Genomic DNA, 25111 nt, shown 5'->3' on the forward strand with positions numbered 1-25111 from the left:
CCCAGTTCATGTTCCGTCCGGTTTAGCTGTCGCGCTCGCGGACCTCAAGCGTTCGCGGTGGCGGGCCAGCCAATAGGCGCTTGCCACCAATGGCGCATTGGCAAGCGCCTGCGCATCGGCCAAGGCCATCAGATCGTCAAAGGACATCAAATGCGACCGTATATCCTCGCCCTCTGAGGCCAAACCGCCCGTGCCGATGATATGATCCGGCAAATCCGCCAATCCCACGAAAATGTGAAAGAATTCCGTCGCATTGCCGGGAGAGGCATAAACGTTTCCTACGGGTTCCAAGGCACCTAATGTGATCCCCGCCTCTTCGAGCGCCTCGCGCCGTGCGGCGGCCTGCGGTGTCTCACCGGGATCAATATGGCCCGCGATGGGCTCTAACTGCCAGCAGGTGTGATCGCCCCGCGCCAAAGGGCCCATGCGGATCTGCTCAACCAGCAGCACGCGGTCGCGTGCGGGGTCATAAGGCAGCACCAACGCCGCATCCGCGCTGACAAAGACCGCGCGGTCGATCTCCTCGGACATGGCACCGTCGAAGGTCTCATGGCGGAGGGAAATTTCATCAAGGGCAAAGAACTTTGCGTAAACGCGATCTCGGCCGGTAATCTCAATCTTTCCGTCGAGGGCCAGCGGATCATGCGCGCTCGTTTCAGCCAGCACCTGTTGATGGGCGCGGCGGCGGATCATCGGGAACATCGCGTCGACCTCGGCGCGGGGGCGTTTGCCCATATAGCTCATCACCTCGCGCGCCGCGTGGCACGACAGCGCAGCCCAATCGGCCTCCCACTGTGCGAGCGACCACGGCCCCTGCGCCGTCCAGCGCCCCGGTTGCGGCAGATAGACCTCTGCCGCCTGCCCGTCTGCCAGCGTCACCGGCACCAGATCATAGTCAAAGGCGCCTTCATAGAAATCGAGCCGGGCAAAATCATCCGCACTCAGCCCTTGAACCAGCAGCCCTTCGGCCTGCGCGGCCTCGCATGTCTCAATCGTGGGAAACGGCCCCTCGGCGGCGGCTGAGACGCGGTAGCCCGGCAAGGTCGCAGGCCGCAGGTCAATCGCTCCGGCGGAACGGCCAAGCACAATTTCCAAAAGCGGCAAATGCCGCAGGGTGCCGTAAATAAAAAGATGTCGCATGGGGATCAGGACCAACGGTTATAAGCAAATTCGGTCAAAAGACCTGCGATCACAGCCCCGACAACGAGCGCCACACCGATGGGAAGTGTGGCAATCATCACCCCGAACTCCGCGCCGATCTGAAACACGGCAACGATGGCTTCGAAAGGATCGTCATAGCGGTTGCGCAGGGCCAGACGGACCATCTCATTCGCCGCCTGCAAAAAAATCGCCCAGAGCATCAGCACAAAGACCCCGGCCAACCCGTTATTGATCGCGGCCACTATGCCGCGCCCGGCGCGCTTGCCCATCACCCGCCAGCCCACCACAAGGCCAAGAAGGATGTTCAGCGGGAGGAAATACCCGAAATCCGTGCTTTCCGGCATCAGGGGCACCACCATGCCCGACAGGACAAAGGCCAGCACCGCGAGTGAGATCGCTGCCATAAGTCGTGCACCAGTCGGCATTTTCCGGCTCCTTGCGGGGATGGACCGCAGGGGCGGTCACACAGGTCGCCGTACCGTAATCTGCGTCACGTCGCAATTGCCACTGTCAAATGTCGCGGCACAGGAAGTGAGGTAAAAATTCCACATCCGGCGAAAGCGTTCGTCAAAGCCAAGCGCGGTGATCTGATCCCATTTTGCGTTAAAGGTCTCATGCCAGCGGCGCAGCGTGATGTCATAGCTCTTGCCGAACTCGACCGAGCGGTCGACCACCAGACCGGCGCGTTCCACCTGCTCGCGCAGCACCTTTGGGCTGGGCAACATGCCACCCGGAAAGATGTATTTCTGAATGAAATCCACGCCGCGTTTGTAAACATCCCAGCGGGCGTGATCGACGGTGATGATCTGTAGCGTGGCTGCGCGTCCGGGCTTCAGCCTCTGGCGGACGGTCTCGAAATAGATCGGCCAATATTGCTCGCCTACCGCCTCGAACATCTCGATACTGGCGATCCCGTCATAGAGCCCGCGTTCATCGCGGTAGTCCTGCAATTTAAAGGTCACTCGGTCTGACAGCCCGGCTTTTTTGATCCGGTCCACGGCGTATTTATATTGCTCGGCACTGATCGTCAGCGCGGTGACGTGCAAGCCCCGTTCGGCAGCGGCATATTCAGCGAAACCGCCCCAGCCGCAGCCGATTTCCAACACGTGATCGCCCGGTTGAACCCCCATCTGATCGACCATGGATTTGTATTTGGCGGTCTGCGCGGCCTCTAGCGACATCTGCGCGCCGTCCTCGAACATGGCCGAGGAATAGGTCATCGTCTCATCCAGCCAGAGCCCGTAGAACTCATTGCCAAGATCATAGTGCTTGCTGATGTTGCGTTTGGCCTGCTTGCGGTTGTTGCGTTGCAGCCAAAAGCGGAACTTTTCGAACTGGCGCAGCAACCCTTGGCCCGGAAAGCCGTCGTAAACCGTCTCGTTCCCCGCATGCACCAAATCCATGAAAGCTTGGAGGTCTGGGGTGGACCACCATTCATCCAGATATGCGTCGCAGAAACCCAAATCGCCCTCGCGGATCAGGCGGGCAAAGAGGTCATCGTTGTGGATGTGCACCTCGGCCACCGGGCCGGGTTTGGCCCCTTCGGCCCGGAACGCGCGGCCATCGGGCAAGACGAAATCCACCCGCCCATGCTGCATCGCCTGCGCCATGGCAAAGACCTGCGGGAAATAGCGCGGCAGACCCTTCTGCCCCTCTGTTGTCGTCAGCTTCATACCTCGGTTCCGTTCTTGTTCTTGGCGCCTACTGTAACCGCAGGCTGCTGTTTCGCAAAAATTTAAAATTCACGATTGCGGTAGGCATCAAGCGCCCGTTCGCGCCCTTCCGAAAGATCGACGATCGGGTCGGGATAGTCGTCATCCGGGCTGAGGCCCCAGCGGCGCGGGACTGCGTCGAAATAGGCCAGCGCATCCTTGCTTGGCTTCGCGCGGCCCTCGGCGATCCAGCGGCGGGTATAGTCTCGGCCCTTGTCGAACCGATCAAGCTGGGTCTCAGGATTGAAGATGCGAAAGAACGGCGTTGCATCGGGGCCAGAGCCTGCGGCCCACTGCCAGCCCATCGCGTTATTAGCCGGATCCCAATCGATCAGGTGCTCTTCGAACCACTTTTGGCCGATGCGCCAGTGACACATGAGGTGTTTGGTCAGATAGCTCGCCACGATCATGCGGCCCCGGTTGTGCATTCGCCCGGTGACCTGCAATTCGCGCATGGCGGCATCGACAAAGGGCACGCCGGTGCGCCCCTGTTTCCACGCCAAGACCTCGGCGCGGCGCTCATCCTCGTTCCACGGGAAAGCCTGCCATTCCTCGCGCCAGTTTTGGTCAAGGATGCGCGGCGTGTGGTACATCAGATGATAAGCAAACTCGCGCCAAGCGAGTTCTTTCAGAAAGGTCTCTGCCCCCCGCTTGCCTTCTTGCATCGCACGCTGACCGGCATGCCAGCATTGCGCCGGGCTGATTTCGCCCAAAGAGAGGTTTTCGGACAGTGCAGAGGTGCCGTCTTTGCCCGGCATGTCGCGGCTTTCATCATAGCCTTCAATGATATGCGCGATGAAGGACCCCAGTCGCGCCTGCGCTGCGGCCTCGCCCAAACGGAAATAGGGGCGCACGATATCACGCCCGCGCTGCATCTCGGCATCCATCTGCCAATCGTCCAAGGCGTCACTCTCGGGCCAATTTTGGGGTGCTGCAATTTCGCTCGGGGTCGCCACGGGTGCCGCCACATCGCGGCCACGGACGGATTTCCAATAGGGGGTGAAGACCTTGTAAAAACCGCCGGTCTTGGTCTCGACCGTCCAAGGCTCGAACATCAGGTGTCCGGCAAAGCTGCTGGCCTCAATGCCCCCTCTTTCAGCGCATCTTTGACCTTGGTGTCGCGGTCGATCGCGGCGGGATCATAGAGGCGGCTCCAATACACCGCCCCTGCCCCGGTCTGCTTGATCACATCGCGCAGAATGTCCAGCGCATCCCCCGCCGCAGGGTCAGACGGCTGCCCTTTTCTGCAAGCGTCTCCCCCAGACAGGCCAGCGCCAGCCCCAGCCGAAACTTCGGTGCGGCCCCCAGAGCCTCTGACTGGTCGTCATGAATGAAAAGCGGGATCACCGGGCGGCCCGTCTTGCAGGCCGCCGCCAATGCAGAATGATCGCTCAGCCGCAGATCGCGGCGGAACCACATGATGATCGGGGAATTTTCGTTCACGTTCGGGGTCTTGCTCCTGGCCTGACCCCGAAACATAGCGCCCCCGCGCCGGGGTCAAGGCTCAGAGCAGATCATCCAGTGCGTTCAGCAGTTTATCCATCTCGTCCTTGGTGGTGTAATGGGTGAAGCTTAGCCGCAGCACGCCCGTGCTGTCATCCACCCCCATCGCGCCAAGCGCACGGCCCGCGTAGAAGGTCCCGCCGCCCGCCATGATGTCCCGCGCGGCCAGCGCCTGCGCCACGTCAAAACCGGGCCGGTCAAGCGCCAGTGCCACGGTCGGCGCACGTTTTTCCGCATCGCTCGGGCCGATCAGCCGTACGGAATTCCGCGCCGCCATGGCGTCCAGCAGCGGTTGCAGCAAAGCCGTCTCATGGGCCCGCATCGCATCATGCACGGCGACACCGCGCGCCGTCGCATCGGCGCTGCCGCCGATGTGGTGGGCGTGGAAAGCGTCGATATAATCCGCCATGCCTGCGCTGGCCGCGATCTGTGCATGATCCGGGCCCGCCGGGGTGAACCGCTTATAAAGTACATCGCCGTTGAAGTGATGCGCTTGGTTCGGCAGCAGTTCCGCCAGCGCCCGGCGGATAACCATGACGCCCTGATGTGGCCCAAAGGTCTTGTAGGCGGAGAAGAGGTAGATATCCGGCCCCAGCCCCCGACATCGGCAAAGCCGTGGGGTGCATAAGACACACCGTCAACGCAGACGAAGGCACCAGCGGCATGGGCCAGCGCCGTGATCTCGGTCACAGGGTTGATTTCCCCCACCACGTTGGAGCAATGGGGAAAGCAGACCAGCCTGACCTTCTCGTCCAAGAGTTCTTCAAGCTTGGCCGGATCCAGATGCCCCGTCTCTGGATCGATCTGCCATTCACGGATTTCGATCCCCCGCTCGGCCAGCCGCCGCCATGGGCCGGTGTTGGCCTCATGGTCTTGGTTGGTCACGACGATCGCCTCACCGGGCTGCATCATCTGGCCGAAGGCCTGTGCCAGCACATAGGTGTTTTGCGTGGTCGAGGGGCCAAAGCTCAGCTCTTCCGGTGTCACGCCGAGGATCGCGGCCATGCGGGTGCGGGCCTCGTCCATCTCTTCTCCGCCAAGGCGGCTCGCCTCGTAGGGGGCGTAGGGCTGCACCTTTCGCTGGGTGTAAAAGCGATGCAACCGGTCGATCACTTGGCGGCAGGTGTAAGACCCACCGGCGTTCTCGAAAAAGGCCTGCCCCTGAAGGCTCGGCTCGGCAAAGGCGGGGAATTGGGCGCGGACCCAGTCGGAATCAATATGCATGGCGCGAAGGTCCACCGCTGCGCGGCCAAGGTCAAGCGCCCAAAGAAAACGGCGGCCCCAAGGAGCCGCCGTTGTTGGTGTCGCACTGCCTGTGGGGCCTAGCGAATTTTGCGCTCGTCCTGCAGGCCGCGGAAAATGCAGAAGCACATGAACAGCAGCAGCAGCGTGAACAACAACCCGGTAGAGATCACCATGGATTGCAGCGCCGCCAACCCGCCGCCGATCAGCAGAGCGATGGCCACGGCACCTTCAAAGATGCACCAGAACACCCGCTGCGGCACCGGCGCGTCGACCTTGCCGCCTGCGGTGATCGTGTCGATGACCAGCGAGCCGGAGTCCGACGAGGTGACGAAGAACACCACCACCAGCACGATGCCGATGAAAGAGGTGATCGAGGCCAGCGGAAGCGCGTCCAGCATCTTGAACAGCTGCAGCGGCAGGCCCGCATCTTGGGCTGCGGTGTAGCCGTCGTTCAGCACCTGATGGATCGCGGTGCCGCCAAAGATCGACATCCACAGCACACAGACGAGCGACGGGATCAACAGAACGCAAACGATGAATTCGCGCACGGTACGGCCCCGGCTGACGCGGGCGATAAACATGCCAACGAAAGGTGACCAGCTGATCCACCACGCCCAGTAGAACGCCGTCCACCCTTGGGAGAAGTTCACGTCTTCGCGGCCAAAGGGATTTGCCAGCGCGGGCAGATACTCAATGTAAGCCACCAGCGAGTCCCAGAAGAAGGTCAGCAGGAACACTGTCGGACCAACGATCAAGGTGAACAGCGCCAGCAAGGCGGCCAGCCCCATGTTGATCTCACTCAGCACCTTCACGCCGCCATCAAGGCCGCGCAGCACCGAAATCAGCGCCACGGCAGTAATGAGCGAGATCAGAACGACCTCGGAGGTGGTGCCAATCGGGATCCCGAACAGCTCGTTCAAACCCGCGTTCGCCTGCGTCGCGCCCAGCCCCAGTGAGGTGGCCAGACCAAAGAGCGTGGCAAAGACCGCGATGATGTCGATGATATGCCCGGGCCAGCCCCAAACACGTTCGCCCAGAACCGGGTAAAAGGCCGAGCGGATCGTCAGCGGCAGACCTTTGTTATAGGTGAACAACGCCAGCGCCAGCGCAACGACCGCGTAGATCGCCCAAGGGTGCAGACCCCAGTGATAGATCGTCGCCGCCATGCCAAGGCGGAGCGAACCGGCCTCATCACCTGTTGCCGCGCCCAGAGGGGCCCAGTCGGTGCGCAACCCGTTCTCTGTCGTGATTTCGCCCATGGAGGTCGAGAAATGCGTCAGCGGCTCGGACACGCCGTAGAACATCAGCCCGATGCCCATGCCCGCGGCGAAAAGCATCGCGAACCAGCCCAGATAGGTATAATCCGCAACCGCCTCATTACCGCCAAGACGGACATTGCCGAAAGGCGTGACAATCAGCAAAAGCGCAAAGATCACCACCAAATCGGCAGCGCCGATCAGGAACCAATCAAAGTTCTTGGTCGTAAAGTTAAACATGGCCGAGAAGATCGCGGCGGCCTGCTCTGGCAATGCAATGGTGTAAAAGACGAAGATCACCACAGCGATCCCCGAAATCAGAAAGACCGGGTTGTGAATATCCAGCCCGAACGGCCCGATCTGCCGCTCGATATTGTCTTGACCGATTTCATAATCGGTATTGATGACATCCGCCTTGCCCTCAGGCTCGGGGATGCCGTGCGAATTTGTATCGCTCATAATCTGTTCCCTCTTTGATGACAGATCACCACGCAGGACGCGGCTTCTGTTTTTCTCATCCGTGCGCAAAGGATAGAGGCTTGCGACCATTGGGCAAGCTCTTGCGGCCAAGCTCCCTTGGAAACTTGGCTAAAACGACCTTTTCGTTATCCGCTGCGACGTAAGTTTGGGGGGTTACCCTGTCCCGAGCGCCGCTGCAATCGCATCGGCCTGTTCGCGAATCCGGTCCATGTCCCCTTGGACGCCGGGCGGGCGCAGCTTGTCGCCCTCATGGCGGGGCAAGATATGGTAGTGCAGGTGAAAGACCTCTTGCCCGCCCGCGGCTTCGTTGAATTGCTGCACCGTGATGCCATCAGCACCAAAGGCCCGCAGGCAGCCATTGCCGACCTTTTGAACCGTCGCCAGACAATCGGCCAACTGCGTTTGGCTGGCGTCGAGCATATTGCGGCAAGGCGACTTGGGGATCACCAAGCAATGCCCTTCGGCGCGGGGCATGATGTCCATAAAGCAATAGGTCTTGTCGTCTTCATAGACCTTGAAGCTGGGGATTTCTTTGCGCAGGATCTTGGCAAAGATATTGTCGTCGTCATAGGTGGCCATCATGCTCTCCTTCTGGCGGTCGGGGCGGCGTGGACCATTAACCACACCGCCCCGCGCCGAGGCAATATCAAGCGTTTACGTCGACAACCACCCGGCCCTTGACCTGCCCTTTGAGGATGTCCGCACCGAGTTGGGGCAAATCGCTGAGACCCGCGGGTTGAACCATCGCCTCCAGCTTCTCCATCGGCAGGTCTTTCGCCACCCGCTCCCATGCGCGCAGACGGTTGTCATAGGGCTGCATGACGCTGTCGATGCCCAACAGGTTAACGCCGCGCAGCAAGAAGGGGATCACCGTGGCGGGCAGTGCCGCGCCGCCCGCAAGGCCCACTGCAGCGACGCTCGCGCCATATTCCATCTGCCCCAAAACACGGGCCAGCATCGCGCCGCCCACGGCGTCAACACAGCCGCCCCATGTCTCGCCCTCGAGCGGGCGTTTGACCGTCTCATTAATCTCATCGCGCGCGACAATCCGGCTGGCCCCGAGGCTTTTGAGGTAGTCCTCGGTCTCGGGTCGCCCGGTGACGGCTGCCACCTCGTAACCGAGATTGGCAAGGATCGCGGTCGCGACCGAGCCCACGCCACCCGCGGCCCCCGTGACCAGCACCGGCCCTTTCTTGATCCCGTGGTCTTCTAACGCCATCACCGCCAGCATCGCGGTGAAGCCCGCCGTGCCCACGGCCATCGCTTTGCGCGTATCCAAACCCTTGGGCAGCGGCACCAGCCAGTCGGCCTTGACCCGCGCCTTTTGCGCATAGCCACCCCAATGCGCCTCGCCTACGCGCCAGCCGGTCAGCACGACCTTGTCGCCAGGTTTGTACCGCTCGTCACTCGACGTCTCGACCGTCCCGGCAAAGTCGATCCCCGGCACATGGGGATAGTTGCGGACCAGACCACCGCCGGGCCCAATGCAGAGCCCGTCTTTGTAGTTCACAGTCGAATATTCCACCGCGACCGTCACCTCGGCTTCGGGCAGTTGATCCTCGGTGATCTGGGTCACCTCAGCATGGGTCTTGCCATCGTCATCTTTGTTCACGATCAAGGCATTAAAGCTCATCTTTCATCTCCTTTTCAGGTTTCAATTTGCCGGGCCTCAGGCCCAGAAACTCTCACGCACGGTCACATCCCGCAGGCCCTCGGGTGTCTGAACCTGCAACCGCGTGCCCGGATCCCAATGGGTCATCCGCACCATTCCGATAGCGACATTCACCCCAAAATCAGGCGACCAAATGGTCGAGGTCACCTGCCCCACGCGCTTGTCACCTGCCATCAGCGGCCAAGCTCGGTCACAAAGCGGCACCGGATCGCCCGCAATCTCTAGGGGGCGTATCTGTTGCACCGGGCCTTCCTTGGCCACCCGTAGCAGCGCATCTCTGCCGATACAGCCCATCGCGGCATGGGTGTCGCAAAGCTTGCCAAGGCCGCATTCATGCGGGGTGTTATCGTCGGTCATGTCATTGCCATAGCTCAACATTCCGCCTTCGATCCGCTCTATTAGATTTGGGCAGCCCGCGCGCACGTCCAAATCGCGCCCCGCCTCGAACAGAGCATCCCACAGCGGCATGGCGATATCCGCGCCCTCTGCGTAGATCTCAAAGCCGCCCTGTTTGGAGTAGCCAGACCGCGCGATATTCATGGCGCGCCCTTGGAAGTGGAATTCACCGAAGCGGAAAAACTTTACCTCCCGCACCGCCGCACCAAAGAGGCGTTCCATCAGGTCTTCGGCCTTTGGCCCCTGCACTGCCAGCAGGTTCACATCCGGCTCGTCCACCAGCACATCTAAGTGATAACCGTTGCATATCCCCTTGGCCCAGAACAATAAATCACTGTCAGCGATGGAGATCCACCAGCGATCCTCGGCCAGTTTCACCGCCACCGGATCATTAAGCATACCGCCCGTCTCATCGACGATCGGCACATAGACGCAGCGCCCCGGCGCCACTTCACGCAGATCGCGCGGTGTCAGCATTTGCATCAACCGCGACGCATCCGGCCCCCGCAGCTCAACCTGTCTTTCGCAAGCCACGTCCCAGACTTGGACGGCTTTCTTCAAGTGATGGTAATCGGCCTCGGTGCTTTCAAAGACGGTGGGCAGCAGCATTCGGTTATAGACGGTGTAGGCCTTCACGCCTGCCGCCTCTACCCCGGCAGAAAAGGGCGTGCGCCGTATCCGGCGCGAGGGGGAGAGTTCAGCCATCACACGTCCTCCGGCATAAAGATAAGATCGGTCACTGGCGCATCGTACCCGGCGCTGGTCAGCATGGCATGCACCTGCCCCCGATGATGGGTCTGGTGGTTAAAGAAATGCACGACGGTTTGCGCCAAGGGAGTGGTAACCTCGCGCTGCATGATGCCGGAATACCAAGAGAAATCGGCATCCAAAGCCTCCTGTCGAAGGCCATGGGCCCAATCCTTTATCGCCGCGTCGCACTCGCGCCGCGTGGTGCGCCAAGCCATACCGGTGGGGCAAAGTTCGGTGTCCGGCCGCTCCGGCTTGGGCAAGGCGGGATCAAAACGGGACAACCAGATTTGATCACACCAAAGAAGATGGTTGAGGGTGCCCAAGATCGAGCCGAAAAACGCCTTGCGATCTTGCGTTAACGCATCCTCGTCCATCACCTCAATAACGCTTGCCAACTGTTTGTTTTGCCATGCGTTATAGCGCGCTATTTCCTGAGCATAACCGGGGGTGATCACGCAGCACCCTGCCAATCGATCGCGCAGACCTCAGCCGATTTGCCGCCGAAATCCCAAACCCGCCCATAGTCGCGGACCTTAGATTTCACCCCACGCGCCGCCACGATATTTGGTCCCATCCAGTATTTGGAGTTGGTGATCGTCACCGGCTCACCCGGTTCGGCCCCGGCGAGCAGTTCGATCTCGCCGTTGATCTTCCGGCCGATGTTAATGACACGGCGGTTGCCGTCGCGAATAATCTCAACCGGCGCACGTTCGGCGCCGATGATCTCACTCACCAGCATGGTAAACAGCCCCGTTGTGCCGCCCGCCGCGCCGCTGAAGATTTTCAACAGCCCGTCATAGGCCGCCTCGCTCGCGCGGTCGTCCACATAGGCGGCGACCTTCCAGTTCCCCTCGCCCATACGGCCAGGGATGTCGACCAACAGGCCCACGTTCAGCCCTGCCAAATCCTCCCCTTCGAAATGGCCTTCGTCGATCACGATGCCCATCCACGCATGGCAGTGGCCTTCGGTCGGCAAATGCGCGCCAAGGCTGACCACGCAGGGGCAGAAGACGTCGCAAGAGCAGTTGAGGAAAAGCTCGCCTTTTACGGCCCAATTCGCGGGTGTCATCTCTCTGTTTGGCATATTATCCTCCTGTGAACACGGGCCAACCCGCCACGACGAACGCGCCGAGGATCAGGGTTAAACCCATTGGTTTTGTTACGTAATGTCCGATTTGCGGTAGCTTTTCGATGACCATGAAAAGCGTCGCCAGCCCCATCCAAGCAAGGTTCATCACCCCACCGGCAAAGCCGAGCACCATAAAGCCCCAGCAGCAGCCCGCACAAAAGGCGCCAAGGCCCAATCCCATGCGGAAACCGCCTGCGACACCGGGGCGCCAATGGCCCATGAAATACATCATCGGAGAGTGGCAGACGCCGTGGCAGAGCTCCTTGGCGCGGGTGAATTGGAACAGGCCGACGCCCAGTAGCAGCGCCGCCGCAGTCCAGCGCGATTTGGCGATGCCCAGCATGTCGATGGCCCCGCCGTGCAAGAGAAGCAATTGCAGCCCTGCGATCCCCGCCGCAAAGGCAAGCCAGACCGCGAAGTAGCCTGCAAGCACCGCCAGCCAGCCCGCGCGGGTGCCGTTGGCCGAGGTCATGAGGTCTTCGTAAGCGCGCAGCGTCGGGACCATGGTCGGGACCATCATCGCAGCCATCATCGCCCCCCACATCGTGAAAAGCGGAAAGAAGCGCGCCATGGGCATATACATATCCATGCCCGGATCCATCTGCCGCATCCGTTCACCCATCGTGCCCGGACGACCCAGCAGATCGACATCCATCTGCATCGCCATGCTGTACATCATCCACCAAGCCGCTAGAATCAGGGCGAAAAACCCCAGCCAAAGTGTTGACCGTACCATGCCCGTCATCGCCGCCCTCCCCTGCGTGCTCTTGTAGATTTAATGTCAGACAATTAAACTCCTCGCAAACACTAATTGTAAGACATATGAAAATCGATCCAAGCAGCCCCGCCGATCTATCGGCTCAAATCGCCACGGCCATTCGCGACGCCATCATCGGCGGGCGTCTGATCGTCGACCAACGCCTGCCATCTGAGGCGGAATTGGCCGAGCAGTTCGAGGTCTCTCGCCCCACGGTGCGCGAAGCGTTGAAGCGCCTTGCCGCGCAATCGCTGATCCGCACGCAGCGCGGGGCCACGGGGGCGCTTTCGTGAATCGCCTCAGCTTTCCAGATGCTTACGCGCAGCAGATCACCACATCTACGTTGCTATTGTCGATGAACGCGGTGAGTTTCGAAACGGCATGCGAAGCCCGCTTCGCCCTAGAGCGCGCATGCGCGCCCCTCTCGGCGGAGCGGCGCACGGCGGATCACCTTGCCACGATGCGCGCTGAAATCCACCGGCAGGCGCAGGCGGGGCTGACCGATGAAGCGTTCTGCGCGTCCGATGTCGCCTTCCACCGGGCGCTGGTTGACGGCGCGGGCAACCCGGTGCTGAGCTATCAACTTGCCGGTGCGGTCGAAGCCATGCAGCCTTTGATGAATATGATCACCTTCACTGCAAGAGATCGGGCGCGGATCATTGCCCTGCACCAAGAGATCGCCAATGCCGCAGAAGCGCAGAACGGCAAAGCGGTAACGGTAGGTTTGACGGCGCTGGAAGCGGAGACCCAAGACCTTGCCCAGAGCGTTTTCGCCGCGCGTGCTGCCCGGAATGCAGGAAAGGCTGGCTGAGAAGTTGCGACTTCACTTATAAATCAATGGGGTGCGCGTGAACCTTAATGTCATAATTTCCCGCCGTCGCACCCCTTGCAATTCACCCATGACGGCCCTACTTTAATCTTGTCCTTCGGGACTATGGACATAAACGCGCTCGTAATAAGCGGTTCGGACCCGGGGGCGGTACCCGGCGGCTCCACCAAACATCCTTCATTTGGGGATCATGGGGCCGAAATAGGATCGACGAACGTCTAAAGGGGTTGCTTTGTTTCGGTGAGATACCACCGTTATCGGTTCAAACTGTACAATTGCAAATGACAATCGTGCTCCAGTTGCGATGGCCGCGTAAGCGGTTTCAGCGACTGAAATCTAAGTCCTTAGGCTTTGCAGCTTAAGGCGGGGTTCGCAGGTACCTGGCAACAGAAACCTGCACTTTTCCCCTCCATCTCCCGGCGATTTCAATTGCTTGAGCGGTGTTCTTGACCCTGCACTTCCGTGCCCCTATCCGTTATGAAACGAAGCCGCTGTGGCTTCTATCGCGCAGGAAGTTCACATGACCCCGCCCAGCTGGCCCGAAATGTTTCGCGTCTTCGGACGCATCGGGCTGATGTCATTCGGCGGCCCCGCAGCGCAGATCGCCGTGATGCACCGTGAGCTGGTTGAGGACCGCCCGTGGCTGAGCGAGCAGACCTACCTGCGGGCGCTGTCGTTCTGTATGCTCTTGCCCGGACCGGAGGCGATGCAACTGGCGACCTATGCAGGCTGGCGTCTGCGCGGTGTGGCTGGCGGGCTGCTCGGCGGATTGCTTTTCGTGGTGCCGGGGGCGGCGTTCATCGCTGTGCTGGCTTTGCTATATGCGTGGTATGGGCAGTTGCCCCTTGTGCAGATGACTTTTCTCGGCATCAAGGCCGCCGTCATTATCGTGGTATTCCAAGCGCTTCTAAAGGTTTCTTCAAAGGCGTTGCATGGGCGTCTTGGCTGGGCGCTGGCCTTTGGGTCGTTCATCGGCATTTTTGTTCTGGGCTTGCCATTTCCACTGATCATTCTGCTGGCCGGTGCCATCGGGATGTTGACCAAAAGCCCCACTGCGGTGGCCGAGCCGGCAAATCTGCCACCTGCGCGCAGTCTGCGCACCCTGCTGATCTGGGGCGGACTTTGGGCCGCGCCGCTTGTGCTGTTGGCGCTGCTGGGTGAGGACTTTTTGCTGCAACTCAGCCTGTTCTTCTCCAAACTCGCTGTGGTGACCTTCGGCGGTGCCTATGCCGTGCTGGCCTATATGACCCAGACAGTGGTTCAGGATTTCGGTTGGATTAACACGGACCAAATGATTGACGCACTCGGCTTGGCCGAGACGACGCCCGGCCCGCTGATCCTCGTTACGCAATTTGTCGGGATGTTGGCAGGCTTTGCCCAAAGCGGCCCGTCGGGCGCGCTCGCTGCCGGGCTGCTGGCGCTTTGGGTGACTTTCACGCCATGCTTTTTGTGGATTTTCCTTGCAGGCCCGTATCTTGAGGCGCTTTCTGAACAGCCGCGCATCGCGGGGGCGCTGCGGGCCATCACGGCGGCAGTGGTGGGGGTTATCGCCAATCTCTCGGTCTGGTTTGCGCTGCATGTGCTGTTTGATCGGGTCGCCCCTGGGGTCACCCTCGCCCTGCCCGCGCCGGTTTGGGCAAGCTTCAATCCGCTGGCCGCCGCGCTCACCCTATTGGCCGCTGTGCTGATGCTGGCGCTCAAGCGTGGTTTTGTCGTCACGATGATCCTGCTCGCGGTGCTTGCTCTGCTCCTTCGCGCGATTTAGCGCCGCGCCCCCTTTCACTCGCCTGTGAATGGGGTATGCTGACCCCTGCCCATCGCCCGGACCGGAGAGAAGAATGAGCCGCAGCATTGATTACGGCAACCTGATGCACGAAGCCATGCGGGGTTTGATCCGCAGGGTCTTGCAGGATGTATCGGACCAAGGGCTGCCGGGGAATCACCACTTTTTCATCACCTTCGATACCTCGCACCCGGATGCGGAATTGGCCGATTGGCTCTCCGACCGTTATCCCGATGAGATGACCGTGGTGATGCAGCACTGGTACGATGGGCTTGATGTTGGCGCAGACGGATTTGCCATCACGCTGAACTTCGGCGATGCGCCCGAGCCGCTTTATATTCCCTACGACGCGATCCGCACCTTTGTGGACCCTTCGGTTGAGTTCGGCCTGCGGTTCGAACAGCAAGAAACCGAAGAAGAAGACGAAGATCGCGATGAGGCCACGCTTGACCAAACCGATGAGGAAGAGCTGGAAGTCGCGGAAGAGCCCGCCAAGGACGCCGAGATCGTCTCGCTCGATTCCTTTCGGAAGTAGCGCAGGATTGGCCGTTAGCGCCATCCCTGCATTGCGCAGACCGTAAGGCGCAGGTACACCGCTGGGCAACGATAAGTCACAGCAGGAGCCACAAAATGGCCGATACCCGCACCGAAACCGACAGCTTTGGTCCGCTCGAAGTTCCTTCCGATAAATATTGGGGCGCGCAGACGCAGCGCTCGATCATCAACTTCCCAATCGGCTGGGAAAAGCAGCCCATCGCCATCGTGCGCGCGCTTGGCGTGATCAAGAAGGCCTGCGCGCAGGCCAATGTGGCACAGGGTTCGCTTGATGAGGACCGCGGCAAGGCGATCGTTCAGGCCGCTGGCGAAGTTTTTGAGGGCAAGTTCGACGACAACTTCCCGCTGGTTGTCTGGCAGACCGGCTCGGGCACCCAGTCGAACATGAACGCCAACGAGGTTATCGCCAACCGCGCGATTGAGCTTATGGGCGGCACCATCGGGTCCAAAGACCCAGTGCACCCCAACGATCACTGCAACATGGGCCAGTCGTCAAACGACACTTTCCCAACCGCCATGCATATCGCCACCGCGATGACGGCGCGGGACGTGCTGCTGCCGGGGCTGGAGAAGCTGCACGGCGCGCTGCAAAAGAAAGTCGAGGAATTCGACGGCATCATCAAGATCGGCCGCACCCACACGCAGGATGCGACGCCTCTGACGCTGAGCCAAGAATTCTCAGGCTACACCCATCAGGTCGCCATGAGCATCGCGCGCGTGCGCGACGCGCTTGGCCGCATCTATGAACTGGCCCAAGGCGGCACCGCCGTTGGCACCGGGCTGAACACCCAAAAGGGCTGGGCCGAAACCGTGGCGCATAATATGGCCGAGATCACGGGCCTGCCCTTCGTCACCGCGCCGAACAAGTTCGAGGCGCTCGCCGCCCATGACGCGATGGTCGAGATTTCTGGTGCGCTGAAAACCGTCTCCGCCAGCCTGTTCAAAATCGCCAATGACATCCGCCTGCTGGGGTCCGGCCCGCGTTGTGGTCTGGGCGAGTTGATCCTGCCCGAGAACGAACCCGGCTCGTCGATCATGCCGGGCAAGGTCAACCCGACCCAGTGCGAGGCGCTGACGCAGGTCTGCATTCATGTGATGGGCAACGACGCGGCGGTTGGCTTTGCCGGGTCTCAGGGACATTTTGAGCTGAACGTCTACAAGCCCATGATGGCCTATAACGTTCTGCAATCCATGCAGCTTTTGGGGGACGCCGCCTCGGCCTTCACTGATAATCTGGTGGTCGACCTCAAGGCCGACGCGGACCGCATCGAAAAGCTGATGCGCGAGTCGCTGATGCTGGTGACCGCGCTGGCGCCCGAAATCGGCTATGACAATGCCACCAAGGTCGCCAAGACCGCGCATAAGAACGGCACCACGTTGAAAGAAGAGGCCATCGCACTGGGCTTTGTGGATGCCGAAACCTTTGAACGGGTCGTGCGGCCTGAAAATATGATCGGACCAAAATGAGTGCGCCCATCAACCTTAACAAGGTGAAGAAAGAGCGGGACCGTTCGTCTCGCAAAGCACGCGCGAACGAAAACGCCGTGGGTTTTGGCCAGACCAAAGCGCAGAAAGACGCGCTGAAAGCCCGCGCCGAGCAGATCGCCCGCAATCTGGAAGCGCATAAGCGCGAGACATGAGCGCGCGGCCCCGCAAACATTCGGTGACCCTACGGGGTCACCGGACATCAATCTCTCTCGAAGATGAATTCTGGGATGAGTTCCGGGCCATTGCTGCCGCGCGGGGGCTGCCGATCAATGCGTTGGTGACTGAGATCGACGCGGCGCGCGGGCTGGACATCGGGCTTGCCGGGGCAATCCGGTTGTTCGTGTTGCGCGCGTTAAAGGAACGTTTACCAAAGGCAGATTAGCGTCGGGCCATGGCCCTCGGATCCCCTCTCTCACCCGCCGCTTGGCTGGATGATATTTTTGCCTCTAAGGCGGCCATTCGCGGACAGGTCATTCGACGTAAAGCGCGCGCTATTGAGAAGTTTGTCGGACGCCAAGAATTTGAAGACGAATTGAAACGTCGTGGTTTCCAAGCGGTTGAGAACGCCGGACAGGTCATCATATTTTGCAATAGAGAACCCATCCGGCGGATTGCCTAGCCGTTTTCTTTTAAAGAAAACGGATCCGGAATTTTCAAAAAATTCCGATTTAGCAGATCGACGCTTGGTAAATCTTCTCGATGTTCTGACCAAGCGCCTCGTTGAACTCCGCATCTGTCATCTTGACGTTCAGCCCTTCAGTCAAAGCGCGCGAGAAGCTGGCGATCATGGTGCGGTTCTTGCCCAGCCGTTCGCAGGCTTCCGCCGTGGAGTAGCCGCCCGATAGCGCAACGACGCGCAGCACGTTGGCGTGGCCGGCCAGTTCGTCATATAGACCAGCTTTTTCAGGAATCGTCAGTTTCAACATCACCATCTCGCCCTCGGGCAGCGCGTTCAGGTTCTTTTCAATCTCTCCGCGCAGGATCTCTTCGGCCTCTGCCTTCGTGTCGGAGTTGATGTTCACCTCAGGCTCAATGATCGGCACCAGACCGGCAGCGCAAACCTGTTTGGCCAGTTCGAACTGTTGCGCCACCACGGCGGCGATGCCGTTCTCGTTGGCCTCGTGAATGACCGAGCGTTCCTTGGTGCCAAAGATGCCATGTTTCACTGCGCGGGCCAGCAGGTCGTCGATCTCCATGATCGGTTTCATCATCTGCACGCCGTTGTTGGTTTCCTCCAACCCCTTGTCGATTTTCAGAAAAGGCACCACGCCCCGGTCTTCCCACAGGAGCTGGGCGACGGGTTTGCCGTTGATGCTGTCTTCCATAGTGCGCTCAAAAAGGATTGCGGCGATTACTTTCTCGGAGGTGAAATCGTCGGCCAGAATGATCCGCGCCCGCATGTCGTGGACGGCTTTGAACATTTCTGCGTCGCCGTTGTAATCCGACGGTTCCACGCCATAGAGGCTCAGCGCCTTGGGGGTGGAGCCGCCCGATTGATCGAGCGCCGCGATGAAGCCTTTGCCGCTGTTCATTTGCTCAAGTTGCGCCTTGTCGTAGCCCATGTCACCCACGTCCTATTTTGATTCCGTTCGCTGCGTTTCTAATTGAAACGCAAAGCCGATGATAGAAGCTAGCGCCTTGATAGCGCTAACCAAATGCCCTTATCTGAACGGACGGTCAAATGTGCGACTGGCACCGGCACGCGATCAGGCTGGGCGGTCACGCGAAAGTCTCGCAGGATACGCGACAGGATCAGGGGCCCTTCGACCATGGCAAAACCCGCGCCAGTGCAGACCCGTGGCCCGGCAGAGAATGGGATGAAGGCGTCGCGCTGGCACTGCTTTCCGTTTTCGGTCTGCCAGCGGGTTGGGTCAAAACCATCAGGATTGTCCCAAAGCCTTTCATGCCGGTGCAGATGCCACGGGCTGAGCACCAGTTGCGCCCCCTGTTTCACCTTTCGGTCACGAAACGCTTCGGGGCAGCGGTTCTCGCGCACCATCATCGGCACGGGTGGATAAAGCCGCAGCGTCTCACGAAACACATCCCGGCTAAGTTTGAGCTTTGACATCACCGCGAAATCACAGGTCTCAAGCGCCTGTGCCTCTTCCGCCAGCCGCTCCTGCCATTCGGGATGGGTGGCCATGAGATAGAGCGCCCAAGCCAAAGCCGAGGCGCTGGTTTCATGCCCCGCGAGGAAGAAGATCGCTACCTGATCGACCATCTCCTCGGTGTCGAAGGTCTCACCTGTTTCGGGGTCGGCTTGGGTCATGATCTTGGTGGCTAGGTCGTCGGGCGCGGTGCCCGCTTTGATCTGCGCCATCCGCTCTTGGGTCAGGTCCGTGATCAGCGCCCTGATCCGCGCGGCGCTGGCCCGCGTGTCGCGCCGAAACAGGCGCGGCATCCAGCGCGGCAGCGGCAGAAGTGCCCCAAGGTTCAGGATCGGCTGGCTGCGCTGGTAATTGCGAAACTCATCAAAAACCGCCCGGGCAACCTCATGTTCGATCGGCAGGGAAAATAGCGTGCGAAAGATCACATCGGCTGCGGCGTGGCTGGTCTCGGCTTCGATCTCGACCACCTGCCCCACCTTGCCTCCCAGCCGTGTGGCAGCGGCCTCTGCTGCGTCCCACATCGCTGGAAAGGTCTCGCGCAGCCGGCCGCCTTCAAAGGCGGGGTCGATGATGCGGCGCTGGCGTTTCCATGTCTCGCCGTTGGTCAGAAAGACAGAGTTGCCCAAGAGCGGGCGCAGCCCCTCGCCGATCCGGTCGGATTTCGGAAAATCCTCGGGGCGGTCTTTCAAAACGGTCTTCACCAGTGCGGGCTGGTTCATCAAATAGCTGCGGAAGAACGGCGTTTTGAATTCTGCCATCCACGCGCGATAAAGCCGGGCGGGCTGGGCCGAGAGGATATCGGCGCGAAACAGTTTGGCATAGCGCCAGAGCGACACACGGTCGGGCCGCGCGGGGGCTTGGGCGGTTGGGTCATGCGGCGACAGAGGTGTATTTGCTGACCGCGTGGTCGATCCGGGATTTCGACGCGGGCCGCCCGTCATAGCGCGCGGCCAAGGTCTGTGGCCCGGCGGTGATCTGGAAATAGTCATAGTCGCGCGGGCGGTCGAAGGCGCAGAGATACTGGAAATGCAGCCGAAAGAACCGCCAGCGCAGCGCCTTCCAGCGGGTGGGGCTAAGCGTTTGGGTGAAGGCAGCCGAAAAGACCAGCGGCCAACGTTTCCCCTCAGGCGCCACGCCGGAGACCGAGACCGGATCGCAAAGCGCAAAGGCGCAGCCATCGCCAGGGGCCGTCACGTCGACCCATGCCAGTTCCTCGCGGGTTGAGAGATAGCGCAGGTCGCCTCGCAAACGCTCGGCCCGGGGCAAGAAGGACACCATTGGCACCACCTGCCCGAGCGAGAGAAAACCCAAGGCAGGCCCGCGCTCGGGCACCCTGCCCGCGCGGATCAGATCGGCCAGTACCGAGACGCCCAGATGCGCGCCGGATGAGTGGCCGACAACCAGTACCTCGTCGACATCGTCGGTCAGGGCGGCGGCGATGTCATTGCCAAACTGCGCCATGCGGGCTTCCAACTCCGGCGGGTTCGCGCCCCGCGTGGCGGCGGAATAGGCGTAGTCATGCATCAGGTAATAGGCGAAAAACTTGCCGTCTTTCTTTTTAAACCAGCGCAGCAGCGCGATGCCCAGCCCAGTGCCCACTGCCGCGAAGGCGAGCCGCGCCGCCCAATGGTCCATCACCATTCCAAGGGCGCGATAGGTCAGCAGGCCAAGCGCCACAGCCAGCAGCGCCTGCACAATCAACATCCCCACCGGATAAAGCGCCGCAATAACCGGCCCCTTGCGCAGGCGCATCAGCCGCCAAAGCGCGCCGGAGCCGATGTAGACCCATGCGGTGCGCAGCAACTGCCAGTAGGTCGCGGGGATCGAATTGCTCATGCTTTCGCGCACGATGTCGGACCAGACCAGCACTTCGACTTGCGAGGTCACCTGATGACCGTCGATCCCAGCGTTAACGCGCCAGCCGTAATTGCCCTTGCCCGCTTTTGGTTTCAGCGCAATCTCATAGCCCGAAATCGCGGCCTGCGCCGCGCCCTCCTTGCGGTAAAGCTCACGGTAGCGGCGCGGGTGAATCGGATCGTAGCCGGGGATGTAGAACACCCGCCGCGTTTTCACCGTCTTTGCCTGCCCTGTGCTCACCATGCCCGCCCTCTTCTTCGGCATAGTCTAGCCGCAATTCGGGGCAAGATTAAGGCTTAACCTACGGTTGCGAGGATCGGAAAGGTCTCAAGCAGCCAGAAGGAAAAGGCGGTGAATGCGCCGGTCAGCAGCGCCAGACCAACAATCACCAGCAGGCCCCCCATGATCCGCTCGATCAGCTTCATATGCGGTTTGATCCGGTTCATCAGCGTCATCGCGCGGGTGATGAACATCGCGGCCAGCAAGAAGGGAATGCCAAGCCCCGCCGCATAGACGCCCAGCAAAAGCGTCCCGCGGGAGACGGAGGCCTCGCTTGCTGCCAGTGACAAGATCGCGCCCAGCTGTGGCCCGATGCAGGGGGTCCAGCCAAAGGCAAAGGCCAGCCCCAAGACATAGGCGCCGAAACTCGACCCGCCCTTGTCGCCCGCGTCCATCCGCGCCTCTTGATCGAGAAACGGAATGCGAAAGAGCCCGATGAAATGCAGGCCGAAGACAATAATCACCACACCGGAAATTTTAGCGAGAAGCGCCTGATTCTGTAAAAAGAACATCCCAAAGGCCGAGGCGGTGAAGCCCAGTAGGATGAACACAGTGCTCAGCCCCAGCACAAAGAACAACGCCGCCACGACCGCCCGCCGCCGTGCGCTGGATTGGCTGGACATGTCATTGATCGACACGCCCCCCATATAGGCCAGATAGGGTGGCACGATGGGCAGCACGCAGGGCGACAGGAAACTGAAAATCCCGGCAACCAGAGCGATGATCATGGCCGGCAGGATCCCGGCGTCGATGAGGCTTATATCAAACATGACCAACTCCTAGACCGACAACGCCCCGGCGTCACCTATCATATTGTCACAAGATCGTGGACCTCGGGATGGGCTTGGATTAACTGGTCTTATGAAGATCGAAAAACTGGATGCCACGGGGCTTCTGTGCCCCCTGCCCGTGCTGAAAGCACGCAAACGACTGGCGGCCCTCGCGCCGGGCGATCAGCTTCATATGACAGCCGATGATCCGGCCGCGGTGATCGACGTGCCGCATTTCTGCGTGGAAGCCGGTCATGCGCTGACCGAAACCCGGACCGAGGGCGCGGCAGAGCTTTATATCATCACCAAAGGTGGCTGAGCCGGACCCGGCCGGAACGCGCGCTTCAACCCTACGACAGAATCGGAAACGGCGGGCCTGAAAGCCCGCCGTTTCCTTTTATATGTCGTGGCTTAGCTGCCCAGCGACCACCAGCCCCGGCGTTTTGGCTTGGGCTTTTCGGCGGGTTGCTCTTCCACCTTTTCGGCCACCGGCTCAGGAGCCGTTTCGGCAGCGGGCGCTTCGGCTTCCACCGGCTGGGCCGTGGGTTCGGGCTGCGGCTCAGGCTGCGGTGCTTCCGCGACAGGTGTGGCCGTTTCCGGCGACGGGGCCGCGATGGGCGCTTCGGTCGGCAGTGCGTCGGCCATCGCCTCGGGCGTGGCTTCGGCAACCGGCTCGACCGGCTTGGCTTTGGCCCGGCTCCGGCGCTTGGGTTTTGGCGCGGGTGCGGCCTCTTCCTCGGTCGCCACGGCGTCTGTTGTCACCGTCTCTTCTGCCGCTTCCACCACGGGCTTTTTGGTCCGGCGGCTGCGCTTGGCCTTGGGCTTGGGCGTCTCTTCTCCTTCAGCCTCGGCACTGACCTGTGGCGTTTCGCCTTCTGCGGCGGCAAGCGCTTCGGGCGCGGGTTCCGCTTCGGGGGCCAGTTCGGCTTTGGGCTTGCGCGACCGGCTGCGGCTTTTTGGCTTGGGCTTTTGCTCGGCGGCGGGCGCGGCGTCGGTGTCGGCCTGCGCTGCCTCCGCTTCTACCGGTTGGGCTTTATCGCCTTCGTCCGGCTTCGCCTCTTCCTGCTGCTGACCACCGTTCTGATCGTCTGCACCATTCTGCTGCTCGCCATTGCCATTGCGGCCACGGCCACCCCGGCTGCGACGACGACGGCGGCGGCGTTTGGATTTGCCCTCGCCCTCGTCACCATTGCCGTTGCCATTCCCGTTTCCGTTCTCGGATTGCGGGGGCTTCCTGTGCGGCGGGTGCCTCTTCCACTTCGGCCTCTGCGGCGCTCTCATCCTCGTCGATCTGATCCATCAGCGATGTATCGACCGAAACGACGTGATCCGAGACGGGCGGCACGGTGCGGGTGGCGGTCTTGAACTTCTCGATGTGGAAATCGGGGCTGACCAAGGTTGGGTCGCCTTCGATCCTCACAGACATGCCGTAACGCATCTCGATATTGGCGATGTGCTCACGCTTTTGGTTCATCAGGAAGTTGGCGATGCCCACGGGCGCACGCACCAGCACTTCGCGCGAACGGCGGCGGGTGCCCTCTTCTTCGATCTGGCGGATGATCGACAGGGCGAGGTTGTCGTCAGAGCGCACCAGACCGGTGCCGTGGCAGGCGTGGCAAGGCTGGGTCGTCGCCTCGATCATGCCCGGACGCAGACGCTGGCGCGACATTTCCATCAGGCCAAAGCCCGAGATGCGGCCCACTTGGATGCGCGCGCGGTCGGTCTTGAGCTTGTCTTTCATCATCTTTTCGACGGCGGCGTTGTTCTTGCGCTCATCCATGTCGATAAAGTCGATGACAATCAGGCCCGCGAGGTCACGCAGACGCAGCTGACGCGCCACTTCGGCGGCAGCCTCAAGGTTGGTCTTGGTCGCGGTCTGCTCGATCGAACCTTCCTTGGTGGCCCGACCAGAGTTCACGTCAATCGCCACCAGCGCTTCGGTCACGCCGATCACGATATAGCCACCCGAGGGCAGTTGCACAGTGGGGTTGAACATGCCCGAAAGGTAGCTTTCCACCTGATAGCGCGCAAAGAGCGGCAGGCTTTCGTTGTAGAGCTTCACGTTTTTCGCGTGGGACGGCATGATCATTTTCATGAAGTCCTTGGCGATGCGGTAGCCGCGCTCGCCCTCAACGTGGATCTCGTCAATCTCGCGGTTATAGAGGTCGCGGATCGAGCGTTTGATCAGGTCGCCTTCTTCGTAGATCTTGGCGGGCGCGATGGACTTCAGCGTCAGCTCGCGGATCTGCTCCCAGAGGCGCTGGAGGTATTCGTAATCGCGCTTGATCTCGGCTTTGGTGCGTTTCGCGCCGGCAGTCCGAACAATCAGACCAGCACCCTTGGGAACTTCGATCTCAGTCGCGATTTCTTTAAGTTTCTTACGGTCAGCCGCATTGGTGATCTTGCGCGAGATGCCGCCGCCGCGCGCGGTGTTGGGCATCAGCACGCAGTAGCGACCCGCAAGGCTGAGGTAGGTGGTCAGCGCCGCGCCCTTGTTGCCGCGCTCTTCTTTGACGACCTGCACCAGCAGGATCTGGCGGACCTTGATGACCTCTTGAATCTTGTAGCGGCGCGGGCGCGGTTTGCGCACGGGGCGAATGTCTTCGCTGTCATCTTCGTCGGCGACGGATTCGATGGAATCGTCTTTCGCCGTGGCATCGCTGCCTTTGTCGTCTTCGTTGTCGGCATCGTCGGCCTGGGCGTCGCTGGCGTCAGCGTCATCGGACGTAGCCGCTGCCGTTTCATCTGCCTTAGCAACCTCGGCCTCGGCTTCGCCGTTCTCAGGCTCTTCGACCGGCGTTTCCGCGACCCGCTCCATGGGCGAGCTGCCCTCTTCGCTGTCGAGATCAACAGTTTCCATACCGGCGATTTGATCGCTGTTGTCGTCAGCTACCTCTGCTGTGACCACGGCATCATCGCTGTTGGTCTCAGCCGCTTGGCTTTTCGATCGGCTGCGCGACCGCGAGCGGGTCCGCTTGGGCTTTTCGTCTTCGTCGTCTTTGGCGGCCTGCGCTTCAGCATAGGCGCGCTCTTCTTCCAGCAGCGCCTGACGGTCGGCCACGGGAATTTGGTAATAATCGGGGTGGATTTCCGAGAACGCGAGGAAGCCATGACGGTTGCCGCCATAGTCAACAAAGGCAGCCTGAAGCGACGGTTCGACCCGTGTAACTTTGGCTAGATAGATATTGCCGGCAAGCTGGCGTTTGTTTTCTGATTCAAAATCGAATTCTTCGACCTTGTTTCCGTCCACGACCACAACGCGAGTTTCCTCGGCGTGGGTGGCATCGATAAGCATTTTCTTAGACATAGATCCATTATGCACAGCACCCGCGCACGGAAGGCCCCTGGCGGGGCATCGGGCTGGGAGGTGTGACTTGTCAG

The 25111-nt window shown here is 60.8% G+C and carries 20 protein-coding genes, 1 other RNA gene and 5 pseudogenes; 9 read left to right on the top strand and 17 right to left on the bottom strand.

Features of this window, described 5'->3' with window-relative positions; all coding sequences use genetic code 11:
• Positions 1–6: 6 nt before the first annotated feature.
• The 12 genes and pseudogenes from ACFQAU_RS15920 to ACFQAU_RS15975 form a co-directional block, all read right to left on the bottom strand.
• The gene (locus ACFQAU_RS15920; protein WP_132443408.1) at positions 7–1140 is read right to left on the bottom strand and encodes an NUDIX domain-containing protein; all 1134 of its coding nucleotides are present in this window, start codon (positions 1138–1140) and stop codon (positions 7–9) included.
• Between the two features lie 5 nt (positions 1141–1145).
• Complete coding sequence (locus tag ACFQAU_RS15925) at positions 1146–1586, bottom strand: TrgA family protein (protein ID WP_132443409.1); 441 nt, start codon at positions 1584–1586, stop codon at positions 1146–1148.
• A 36-nt stretch (positions 1587–1622) separates the two neighbouring features.
• Entirely contained in the window at positions 1623–2834 is a 1212-nt protein-coding gene (locus ACFQAU_RS15930) for an SAM-dependent methyltransferase (RefSeq protein ID WP_120351059.1), read from the bottom strand.
• A gap of 62 nt (positions 2835–2896) precedes the next feature.
• Positions 2897–4316, bottom strand: a pseudogene (locus ACFQAU_RS15935) (cryptochrome/photolyase family protein).
• Between the two features lie 61 nt (positions 4317–4377).
• Positions 4378–5600, bottom strand: a pseudogene (locus ACFQAU_RS15940) (aminotransferase class V-fold PLP-dependent enzyme).
• 98 nt (positions 5601–5698) lie between these two features.
• A complete protein-coding gene (locus ACFQAU_RS15945) occupies positions 5699–7336 on the bottom strand; it encodes a BCCT family transporter (protein ID WP_206054257.1) in 1638 nt (545 codons plus the stop codon).
• A 174-nt stretch (positions 7337–7510) separates the two neighbouring features.
• Positions 7511–7936: an HIT family protein gene (locus ACFQAU_RS15950; protein WP_132443412.1), complete on the bottom strand. Its 426-nt coding sequence runs from the start codon at positions 7934–7936 to the stop codon at positions 7511–7513.
• Positions 7937–8003: 67 nt separating this feature from the next.
• The gene (gene acuI, locus ACFQAU_RS15955; protein ID WP_120351055.1) at positions 8004–8990 is read right to left on the bottom strand and encodes an acryloyl-CoA reductase; all 987 of its coding nucleotides are present in this window, start codon (positions 8988–8990) and stop codon (positions 8004–8006) included.
• A 36-nt stretch (positions 8991–9026) separates the two neighbouring features.
• Positions 9027–10130 (bottom strand): dimethylsulfoniopropionate demethylase, encoded by a 1104-nt coding sequence (locus ACFQAU_RS15960; protein ID WP_132443413.1) that lies wholly within the window; start codon positions 10128–10130, stop codon positions 9027–9029.
• Complete coding sequence (locus tag ACFQAU_RS15965; RefSeq protein ID WP_240791523.1) at positions 10130–10630, bottom strand: DinB family protein; 501 nt, start codon at positions 10628–10630, stop codon at positions 10130–10132. Before ACFQAU_RS15965 ends, ACFQAU_RS15960 begins: the two co-directional genes overlap by 1 nt.
• Positions 10627–11259, bottom strand: coding sequence for a DUF1326 domain-containing protein (locus ACFQAU_RS15970; protein ID WP_067624702.1), 633 nt, complete (start codon positions 11257–11259; stop codon positions 10627–10629). Before ACFQAU_RS15970 ends, ACFQAU_RS15965 begins: the two co-directional genes overlap by 4 nt.
• A 1-nt stretch (position 11260) precedes the next feature.
• Complete coding sequence (locus ACFQAU_RS15975; protein WP_132443414.1) at positions 11261–12049, bottom strand: DUF2182 domain-containing protein; 789 nt, start codon at positions 12047–12049, stop codon at positions 11261–11263.
• 77 nt (positions 12050–12126) lie between these two features.
• On the opposite strand from ACFQAU_RS15975, the pseudogene ACFQAU_RS15980 reads away from it, so the two are divergent.
• The 8 genes and pseudogenes from ACFQAU_RS15980 (at position 12127) to ACFQAU_RS16015 (ending at position 17335) form a co-directional block, all read left to right on the top strand.
• Positions 12127–12872 (top strand): annotated as a pseudogene (locus ACFQAU_RS15980) (FadR/GntR family transcriptional regulator).
• A gap of 71 nt (positions 12873–12943) precedes the next feature.
• Positions 12944–13291: a transfer-messenger RNA gene (ssrA, locus tag ACFQAU_RS15985) on the top strand.
• Positions 13292–13410: 119 nt separating this feature from the next.
• Positions 13411–14655, top strand: coding sequence for a chromate efflux transporter (gene chrA / locus ACFQAU_RS15990; protein ID WP_132443416.1), 1245 nt, complete (start codon positions 13411–13413; stop codon positions 14653–14655).
• A 73-nt stretch (positions 14656–14728) separates the two neighbouring features.
• Positions 14729–15208: an SspB family protein gene (locus tag ACFQAU_RS15995; RefSeq protein ID WP_067624690.1), complete on the top strand. Its 480-nt coding sequence runs from the start codon at positions 14729–14731 to the stop codon at positions 15206–15208.
• Between the two features lie 95 nt (positions 15209–15303).
• Positions 15304–16695, top strand: coding sequence for a class II fumarate hydratase (fumC, locus tag ACFQAU_RS16000; RefSeq protein WP_067624687.1), 1392 nt, complete (start codon positions 15304–15306; stop codon positions 16693–16695).
• The gene (locus ACFQAU_RS16005) at positions 16692–16868 is read left to right on the top strand and encodes a DUF4169 family protein (RefSeq protein ID WP_067936542.1); all 177 of its coding nucleotides are present in this window, start codon (positions 16692–16694) and stop codon (positions 16866–16868) included. The genes fumC and ACFQAU_RS16005 overlap by 4 nt, the downstream gene beginning before the upstream one ends.
• Complete coding sequence (locus tag ACFQAU_RS16010) at positions 16865–17098, top strand: ribbon-helix-helix domain-containing protein (protein WP_093926155.1); 234 nt, start codon at positions 16865–16867, stop codon at positions 17096–17098. Before ACFQAU_RS16005 ends, ACFQAU_RS16010 begins: the two co-directional genes overlap by 4 nt.
• A gap of 9 nt (positions 17099–17107) precedes the next feature.
• Positions 17108–17335, top strand: coding sequence for an N-(5'-phosphoribosyl)anthranilate isomerase (locus ACFQAU_RS16015; RefSeq protein WP_132443417.1), 228 nt, complete (start codon positions 17108–17110; stop codon positions 17333–17335).
• A gap of 49 nt (positions 17336–17384) precedes the next feature.
• Here ACFQAU_RS16015 and ACFQAU_RS16020 read toward each other — a convergent pair whose 3' ends face one another.
• The 4 genes and pseudogenes from ACFQAU_RS16020 to ACFQAU_RS16035 all read right to left on the bottom strand — a co-directional run bounded on the left by ACFQAU_RS16020 (position 17385) and on the right by ACFQAU_RS16035 (position 21730).
• Entirely contained in the window at positions 17385–18278 is an 894-nt protein-coding gene (locus ACFQAU_RS16020) for a fructose bisphosphate aldolase (RefSeq protein ID WP_132443418.1), read from the bottom strand.
• Between the two features lie 68 nt (positions 18279–18346).
• Positions 18347–19698, bottom strand: a pseudogene (locus ACFQAU_RS16025) (cytochrome P450).
• Positions 19695–20924 carry a hypothetical protein gene (locus ACFQAU_RS16030; protein ID WP_132443420.1) on the bottom strand — a complete coding sequence of 410 codons (1230 nt, stop codon included), beginning with the start codon at positions 20922–20924 and terminating at the stop codon, positions 19695–19697. The pseudogene ACFQAU_RS16025 and the gene ACFQAU_RS16030 overlap by 4 nt, the downstream one beginning before the upstream one ends.
• A 53-nt stretch (positions 20925–20977) precedes the next feature.
• Positions 20978–21730 (bottom strand): cytochrome c biogenesis CcdA family protein, encoded by a 753-nt coding sequence (locus ACFQAU_RS16035; protein ID WP_067624666.1) that lies wholly within the window; start codon positions 21728–21730, stop codon positions 20978–20980.
• A 91-nt stretch (positions 21731–21821) separates the two neighbouring features.
• On the opposite strand from ACFQAU_RS16035, the gene ACFQAU_RS16040 reads away from it, so the two are divergent.
• Complete coding sequence (locus ACFQAU_RS16040) at positions 21822–22049, top strand: sulfurtransferase TusA family protein (protein WP_067624663.1); 228 nt, start codon at positions 21822–21824, stop codon at positions 22047–22049.
• A gap of 92 nt (positions 22050–22141) precedes the next feature.
• Here ACFQAU_RS16040 and ACFQAU_RS16045 read toward each other — a convergent pair.
• Positions 22142–25037: pseudogene (locus tag ACFQAU_RS16045) on the bottom strand (Rne/Rng family ribonuclease).
• Between the last annotated feature and the right edge of the window lie 74 nt (positions 25038–25111).

The sequence above is a fragment of the Sulfitobacter profundi genome, from assembly GCF_042661425.1.
In the GTDB taxonomy this organism is placed as follows: domain Bacteria; phylum Pseudomonadota; class Alphaproteobacteria; order Rhodobacterales; family Rhodobacteraceae; genus Sulfitobacter; species Sulfitobacter profundi.